Raw genomic sequence first — 308 nt, forward strand, 5'->3', positions numbered from 1 at the left:
GTCAAGAAGGCCGTTGCTGCCGGCATCCCGGTCATCCTCGTCAACGCCGAGATCAACCAGGAAGGCCTAGCCAAGGCGCAGCTTGTTTCCAACAACGCACAGGGTGCCGCCCTCGGCGCGCAGCAATGGGTCGAAGCGATCGGCGACAAGGGCAACTATGCCGAACTCTTCGGCGCGCCGTCCGACAACAACGCGGCAACGCGTTCGAATGGCTACGAGACTGTCCTTTCGCAGTATCCGGATCTGAAGAAGGTCGCCAAGGAAGTTGCCAACTGGGACCGCACCCAGGGTCACAACAAGATGCAGTC

Annotated in this window: 1 protein-coding gene; it reads left to right on the forward strand. The window is 60.7% G+C overall.

Annotated elements, in window-relative coordinates; all coding sequences use genetic code 11:
* Window positions 1–308 (forward strand): substrate-binding domain-containing protein (locus tag AF337_RS30675; protein WP_152971247.1); only part of this gene is annotated, 308 nt, incomplete at both ends.

Origin of the sequence: Rhizobium ecuadorense, from assembly GCF_001187535.1 — a bacterium.
Classification (GTDB): Bacteria; Pseudomonadota; Alphaproteobacteria; order Rhizobiales; family Rhizobiaceae; genus Rhizobium; species Rhizobium ecuadorense.